We start from the raw sequence: 7,373 nt of genomic DNA on the forward strand, positions 1-7,373 counted from the left end.
GCGCTCTACATTAAGGAAAGGCGAAAAACTGGACCGCTTCCTTAACATAGAGGCGCTCTACATTAAGGAAAGGCGAAAAACTGGACCGCTTCCTTAACATAGAAGCGCTCTACATTAAGCAAAAGCAAAAATTTGGGTGCCTTCCCGAACTTAGAAACGTCCCGCGTTAACATTCGATGAAAATATCATCGCTTTTTACATAGGACTGCACTATGTTCATTTTTCACAAAAACACAGGCCTTTTCTGCGTTTGCAAAAACCGCCGTCATAAATTCCATTAAATTTCATACCAACTGTGCGGGGAATTTAGTAAACTGGAGTTAGGAAACATTGAAAAATAGATGCTATATAAAATGAACAAAATATTACCGCTCTCTTGCCTACCGCAAAAAGTAGTGCTCAAACAAATGGATGCTCGGGCTAGATGTAAAAACTTAAGTTCATTTTATATAGACTTTTATCACGAACTTCACGGTCCAGACCGGCCAAATTGTTAGGAAACATTGAAAATAGGCGCCAGATCCGGCCTTGAGAAGCAGTTTCCGGCATTCACGAGGGGGGGAGCGCAGTGGAAACGTCATTTGAAATGTTGCTGGAAATATTTGAGAGGGCTGCCCTTTTATTAACTTGCTTATTTTTTATCACGCGAATTCCGCGTTTTAAAGAAATTTTTCAACAAGAGCAGCCGTCTGTTTTTGAACTGAGTTTTATCACTGCCGTCTTTTGCAGTTTTGCAATCTTTGCGACTTACTCTGGCATTAAGGTGGACGGGTCGCTTGTCAACGTGCGGATTATTGCTATCGTATCAGGCGGCATCCTGTTCGGCCCGTGGGTTGGCATTATCACAGGCATTGTCTCCGGGTTGCACCGTTATTTAATAGATATTGGCGGGGTGACATCCATCCCGTGCTTGATTACGAGTATTACAGCCGGCGTCATTTCCGGCCTGATCAGCAGGAAAGTGAAAAATTCCTGGCGCTGGTTCGTCGGGATCGCAGCCGGGATGTTTTGTGAAATATTAACCATGCTTTTGATTCTTGTTTTTGCCCACCCGTTCAGCACCGGTGTGGATATTGTGTCCAAAATTGCCTTCCCGATGATCGCGGGGGACGTCAATATCGGATTGATTGTTCTGCTGATTAAAAGCGTGGAGGGCGAGAAGGAATTTGTGGCGGCAAAACAGGCGAAACTGGCGCTTGATATTGCCAATAAAACGATGCCTTATTTCCGCGCCATCAATGCAGAATCGTTAGAAAAAATCTGCGCCATTATTAAAAACGAGATTCGCGCCGATGCGGTTGCCATCACCGATACGAAAAAAATCCTGGCTTATGTCGGATTCGGGCAGGAAAGGTACCAGATCGGTCATGAAATTATCAGTGATCTGACAAAAACTGCGATCAAAAGCGGGGAAATCACGATCCGCAACCATATCCAAGACCAGCAGACCCCGCAGATCCAGTGCCTGCTGATTATTCCGTTAAAAGAGCGGGATGAAGTCACCGGCACATTGAAAATTTATTATAAAAAAGCGAACAAAATCACCTATTCCCTGCAGACAATGGCAATCGGCCTTGCCCAGATGATTTCGACGCTCATGGAAATTTCGCGCATCGAAGAAATCAAAGAAGAAGCCAATAAAGCGGAGTGGAAGGCGCTCCAGACAAAAATCAACCCGCATTTTTTGTTTAATGCGCTAAATGCAATTGCTTCCACGACCCGCAGAAATCCCGATAAAGCAAGAAAATTAATCATGAACTTATCCGGTTTTATGCGTTATAATCTTGAATTGACCGACGATTTTATTGATATTAATAAAGAACTGCAGCAAGTACGCGACTATATTGAGATTGAAAAAGCGAGGTTCGGCAGCCGCCTGCAGGTTGAATATGAGATTGACGTCGTATCCGTGCTGATCCCGAGCCTAATTATCCAGCCGCTTGTGGAAAATGCGATCAACCACGGGATTTTAAAAGTAAAAGGGCCAGGAGTCGTAAAAATCTCCGTCAAAGAGGCAGGAGATAAAGTACGCATCAGTGTGACGGATACAGGGGCAGGCATTCCGGAAGAAGTGATTGAGCATGTTTATCAGGATAATATGCCGGTCACACAGATTGGCCTTTATAATGTCCATCGCCGTGTCAAACTGATTTATGGAAACGGTCTGGTCATTAGAAGGCTGAATCCCGGAACAGAAGTTTATTTTGAGGTTCCGAAGGTGGGAGAATATGAAAGCCATTATAGTGGAAGACGAAATACCGGCACGTGAAGAATTGGCGTATTTGATTGAAACGTACAGTGAGATTGAAATTACCGATTGTTTTGAAGATGGGCTGGATGTGTTGAAATTTTTGCAGGAACATGAAACAGATGCGATTTTTCTCGATATTAATATTCCTTCCCTGGATGGCATGCTGCTGGCAGGCAGCATCAGCAAATTTGCGCATAAACCGTATATTATTTTTACAACGGCTTATAAGGAACACGCCGTCCAGGCTTTTGAACTAGAAGCATTTGATTATATTTTAAAACCGTATGAAGAAAAAAGAATTGCCGCCATGTTGAAAAGGCTCGAGGCTGCGTATAAAAGAGAGCATTCATTGCTGGGGGAAGAAGGGGCTGTGCCGCGAAACGGCGGGCTGCACCGGAAAGAGCGGGTGAACTTGCGCAAGGGCGAGAAAATTATTGTGGCGGATGCAAACGATATTTTTTACTGCGCCGCCCAGGAGAAAATCACGCTTGTTTATACACAACAGGAAACGTTTGAAATGCCCATGGCGATATCAGAGTTCCAGTCTCTTTTGCCTGAGGATCTTTTCTTTCGCTGCCACCGTTCTTATCTTGTGAATTTAACAAAAATCCGGGAAATTGTGCCGTGGTTCAATCAAACGTATTTACTCCGCTTAAACGGGATGGATGCGGAAATTCCGGTAAGCAGAAGAAATGTGAAACAGTTTAAAGCGCTGATGCATTTTTAAACTAAAGCGTCCAGCCATGGAGGAAAAGCGACCGGCATGAACACGAAAAGTGCATGCCGGCTTTTCCTGTTTTTGCCGGGACGGGCGTGACAAAATAAGCATGGTCTGTTTTGTGCACTGCGGTCGTTCGCACGTGAAAAGTTAGAATGCCTGCTTTCCGATATGCCATCCTTCAAGGTGTTACGCCGAAAAAGCGGTCATGGCTTGCTTCCGGTCATACCGTTTGCGCGTAAAAATTGGCATGTCTGCATTCATCCATATGCCATCTTGAATGGACATGTAGCGGGAAAGTTTCAGGAAGCGGTTGGTCCTATGCCGTCCATTCCTTTTTGTATACCGTTTATTCCGTTTTAAAGCATTCTCGTTCCGAAAATGCGTTCCCTCCTTATTTTCGTACTATAATTTGAGCTGTAGAAAAGGACAGAAGAAACGGGAGGAACCGGACATGTTAGAACAAAAAGCAAACCGCAGCCTGATTGTATTGGGGACGCTGATTGTACAAATGGGGCTTGGTACTGTTTATACTTGGAGTTTGTTTAACCAGCCGCTTGTTGATAAATTTGGATGGCAATTGAGTGCCGTATCGACGACGTTTTCCATTTTAAGCCTGGCACTTGCGGTATCGACATTGTTTGCCACAAAATTACAGGCAAAATGGGGTCTGCGCCGCCTGGTTGCTTTTTCCGGCATTTTGCTTGGCGCAGGATTAATCTTGAGTGCATTTGCACCTACACTTTGGATGCTCTATCTGTTGGCAGGGCTTATCGTTGGTTATGCCGACGGGACAGCTTACATCACGACTTTATCCAATTTAATGAAATGGTTTCCGGATAAAAAAGGCCTCGTTTCAGGCATCTCCGTCGGGGCGTACGGGACTGGCAGCCTGGTATTTAAGTTTATAAACGGTGCCGTCCTCAGTTCGTTTGGCGTCACACAGGCTTTCCTTTGCTGGGGGGTTATTGCGATTGTCATGATCACCGGCGGATCTTTCCTCTTGAAAGAAGCAGAAAATGCAACCACATCCGGTACTGTATCCAAACAACCGGCCGGAAAAGATTTTACCATCAAAGAAATGCTCAAAACGAAACAAGCTTACCTTTTATTCATCGTATTCTTCACTGCATGTATGAGTGGTTTGTATCTGATCAGCCTTGTAAAAGACATCGGCACGAGGCTTGTCGGGCTGGATGTTGCGACGGCCAGCAATGCAGTTGCACTCATTGCCGTTTTTAACACAATCGGACGGCTCATTCTCGGCGGTTTATCAGACCATGTTGGAAGAATGAAAGTGGTATCAGGGACGCTGCTTGCAACGGCCATTGCGGTTTCCGTTTTAAGCTATGCCCACTTAAATTTCGCCTTGTTCTTTATCTGTGTTGCAGCGATTGCTTTCGGTTTCGGCGGAAATGTCACCGTATTTCCGGCTATTATTTCAGACTTCTTCGGTCTGAAAAATCAAAGCGCCAATTATTCAGTGATTTACCAAGGGTTCGGCATCGGCGCATTATCCGGATCGGTCATTGCTTCTCTTCTCGGGGGCTTTATGCCGACATTCCATGCGATCACGATTCTCTGCCTGATCTCTTTTGCGATTACGCTTTTCATTAAATCACCGGCTGAAGAAGCAGCCCGCACACACGGGGTTCGACGGAGTGTTGGTCGTGCCCAGCATTCGCATTAAAGCTGGCTGTGCGCTTCAATTATGAACAAACAGCTTGTATGAAAAGAAAAAGGGATTCGTGCTTGAATCACGGTCCTGACGGATAAAAAACCCGCTGGCTGCCCAGCGGGTTTTTCCGGTTTATCCCCAAATTTCCTTTGCGGTATCCACAATATATTTTACTTTTTCCCACTGTTGTTCTTCCGATAAAAGATTGCCGTGGTGGGTGGAGGAGAAGCCGCACTGGGTGCTGATGCAAAGCTGTTCGAGCGGTACATATCTGGATGCTTCTTGAATTCGTTTTTTGATCAGTTCCTTATCTTCAAGCTCTCCCTTTTTCGATGTAAAAATGCCAAGCACGACTCTCGGTCCGCCTTCCGGAATGTATTTTAACGGTTCAAACCCGCCGGAACGCTCATCGTCGTATTCAAGGAAAAACCCGTCTACTTTTTCGTTTGCAAAGATTTTCGGGGCAATTTTATCATACGGGCCTTCAAAAGCCCATTTTGACTGGTAGTTGCCGCGGCACAGATGGGTTGTGATGGTCAGGTCATCGGGCTTACCTTCCAGTACGCTGTTAGCTACATGTAAAGCGAGATCAATCAATCTTTCCCTCTTGAGGTCACTGTCTGTAAACGGCAGTTTCGGTGCACACAGGCCGGCAAGATAGACATCATCCAGCTGTAAGTAGCGGCAGCCGGCATCATAAAAAGCTTTGATCGCATCCCGGTAAGTTTGGATAATATCATTTGTGTATTCTTCAAGATCCGGGTAAATGTCTTCATTGCGGATCCCGGCATTGAAAAACTGATTCGGGCTTGGAATGGTCATTTTCGCAATCGCCCTGTCCCCGGCGATTTCTTTCAGCGCAATAAAATCTTTTATGTGCGGATGGTCCGGGTTAAAGGAGATTTTTCCGGTTACCCGGACGTCATAAGCTTCTGTTTCAATGCCAACAAACCGGTATCCATGGTTCGGTACATACCCTTCCACCCCGTTCAAATGCTCCATGAAATCCGTATGCCAGAATCTTCGCCGGAATTCCCCGTCCGTTACTGCTTCAAGGCCGGCTTCAAGTTGTTTGTCGACAAGATGGCGGATTTCTTCATTTTCAATTGCACGCAAGTCTTCCGCCGAAATGGTGCCCACTGCAAATTTTTCCCGCGCATCGTGCAGCCGGGCCGGGCGCAAAAAACTTCCGACAATGTCTGCTCTGTACGGCGCTTTTGTTAATGTTTTTGTCATCATGATTCCCTCTTTCTGCATATTTTTTTAAACAGCTGCTGTGCGCAGAAAGAAATTGCTTTTAGCTGCATGGGCCCATTAAAAAAACCTCTTCGGCAATAAGAAGAGGTATGGATTGCAAAACAGAACCGTCCGCTCTTCTTATCTTCAAGCAATTGCTTTCTGGAATTGGCACAGTTCTTTAAAAAAGACCGCTGCCGAGGCTTCAAAGGGCCAGTCCCTCCACCTCTCTGGATAAGAATTTTAAATATTATTTAGTTTAAATACACTTTAAATGTTTCACCCATTTTTGTCAAGGGCATTCGCAAAATTTTTTAAAATGGGACGGAAAGATTGAAATCAGGGGCGATGTGAAAATATAATAGTAATAAGAAAAACAAAGGAGGGATTTTATGGAGGCCATACAATCAAGGCCTGTATTCCAGAAAGTGCTTGGCGTCTTTGCCGTTTCACTGCTGTTTGCAACGGCGGGTTTATATACGGGGAGATTCATTCCGCCTGCGCTTATGATGCCGCTGATGGTTGCAGAAATTGCAATGGTCATCGCCGCTTTCTGGTTAAGAAGGAAAAAGAGCGTCGGGTATTTGTTCGTTTATGCTTTCACCTTTATTTCCGGTATTACGACATATCCGGTTGTAGCTTATTATGCATCCCAGGCCGGTGCTGAGGTCGTCCTGCTCGCTTTTGGTTCCACGTTCGGCATTTTTGCCGTGATGGGCGTTATTGGGGCCGTTACCAAGAGGGATCTTGGCTTTTTAAGCACCGCATTGCTTGTCGCATTGTTGGCGCTGATCTTCATCGGAATATTCAGCATTTTCAGCCCGTTAACCTCAACCGGGATGCTCGCGTACTCCTTCATTGGCGCGATTGTTTTTTCCCTGTATGTTGTTTTTGACTTTAACCAAATGAAGCACCATGGCATTTCCGAGGAAATGGTCCCGCTTTTGGCTTTAAGCCTGTACCTTGATTTTATCAACCTGTTTATTTACATTTTGCAAATTCTCGGCATTTTGGGAAGCGACGATTGAGAAAAAAGAAAACGCCCGCCATTAACCGGCAGGCGTTTTCTTTTTCACATGTTGGATGTCAAACAAAACAATACGGTCTTTTTGCTCCCATTCGGGGATGCGCGCTTCCCATGCTGCCCGGACCATTTGTGCCAAATGCTGCTGCGCATCCGGCCCCATCAGCGATAAAAACAGCGCTTTCCGGTGGAGATGCTCTTTTCCATCGAGCGTCTGGATCGCATTTTCGCCAAACAACGTTTTTTGAATACGTTTCGGCACAGCCCCGTTTCGTTTGAATTTTTCCGGGTCATAAAACATTTTGACTGCTTCCTCGCCACTGATGCACACCGCTTTTTGCCCGAGCAGACGGGTTTCAAACAAAATTGCATGATAATCGTCCGTCCGGTTTTTAACGGCTTTCCGAAAGAAGTCTCCCATCCTCAAGGAATGTGAAGGTGCGAATCGCACCAATGAGTAGGTGGG

5 protein-coding genes, 1 pseudogene and 1 riboswitch are annotated in these 7,373 nt (G+C 45.5%); of the genes and pseudogenes, 4 read left to right on the forward strand and 2 right to left on the reverse strand.

The features are described from left to right. The first annotated feature begins 568 nt into the window (after nt 1–568). The 3 genes from NFR98_RS12535 to NFR98_RS12545 all read left to right on the forward strand — a co-directional run bounded on the left by NFR98_RS12535 (nt 569) and on the right by NFR98_RS12545 (nt 4,659). Entirely contained in the window at nt 569–2,269 is a 1,701-nt protein-coding gene (locus NFR98_RS12535; protein WP_193352492.1) for a sensor histidine kinase, read from the forward strand. Continuing rightward, a complete protein-coding gene (locus NFR98_RS12540; protein WP_014097305.1) occupies nt 2,229–2,978 on the forward strand; it encodes a LytR/AlgR family response regulator transcription factor in 750 nt (249 codons plus the stop codon). The genes NFR98_RS12535 and NFR98_RS12540 overlap by 41 nt, the downstream gene beginning before the upstream one ends. A gap of 445 nt (nt 2,979–3,423) precedes the next feature. After that, nucleotides 3,424–4,659 (forward strand): L-lactate MFS transporter, encoded by a 1,236-nt coding sequence (locus tag NFR98_RS12545; RefSeq protein WP_251460222.1) that lies wholly within the window; start codon nt 3,424–3,426, stop codon nt 4,657–4,659. A gap of 120 nt (nt 4,660–4,779) precedes the next feature. Here NFR98_RS12545 and NFR98_RS12550 read toward each other — a convergent pair whose 3' ends face one another. Next, nucleotides 4,780–5,883: a 5-methyltetrahydropteroyltriglutamate--homocysteine S-methyltransferase gene (locus tag NFR98_RS12550; protein WP_251460224.1), complete on the reverse strand. Its 1,104-nt coding sequence runs from the start codon at nt 5,881–5,883 to the stop codon at nt 4,780–4,782. 138 nt (nt 5,884–6,021) lie between these two features. Beyond that, nucleotides 6,022–6,124: riboswitch (SAM riboswitch) on the reverse strand. 151 nt (nt 6,125–6,275) lie between these two features. On the opposite strand from NFR98_RS12550, the gene NFR98_RS12555 reads away from it, so the two are divergent. Continuing rightward, a complete protein-coding gene (locus NFR98_RS12555; RefSeq protein WP_061577210.1) occupies nt 6,276–6,911 on the forward strand; it encodes a Bax inhibitor-1/YccA family protein in 636 nt (211 codons plus the stop codon). A gap of 21 nt (nt 6,912–6,932) precedes the next feature. Here the strand turns inward: NFR98_RS12555 and NFR98_RS12560 are convergent. Beyond that, nucleotides 6,933–7,373: pseudogene (locus NFR98_RS12560) on the reverse strand (hypothetical protein); the annotation flags it as partial.

This window comes from Weizmannia agrestimuris (assembly GCF_943193165.1).
In the GTDB taxonomy this organism is placed as follows: Bacteria; Bacillota; Bacilli; order Bacillales; family Bacillaceae_C; genus Weizmannia; species Weizmannia faecalis.

Excerpts from the sequence above, each read along its gene's own strand:
- NFR98_RS12545 (WP_251460222.1), top strand. The coding sequence starts at position 3,424 with ATGTTAGAACAAAAAGCAAACCGCAGCCTGATTGTATTGGGGACGCTG.
- NFR98_RS12550 (WP_251460224.1), bottom strand. The coding sequence starts at position 5,883 with ATGACAAAAACATTAACAAAAGCGCCGTACAGAGCAGACATTGTCGGA.
- NFR98_RS12555 (WP_061577210.1), top strand. The coding sequence starts at position 6,276 with ATGGAGGCCATACAATCAAGGCCTGTATTCCAGAAAGTGCTTGGCGTC.
- NFR98_RS12540 (WP_014097305.1), top strand. The coding sequence starts at position 2,229 with ATGAAAGCCATTATAGTGGAAGACGAAATACCGGCACGTGAAGAATTG.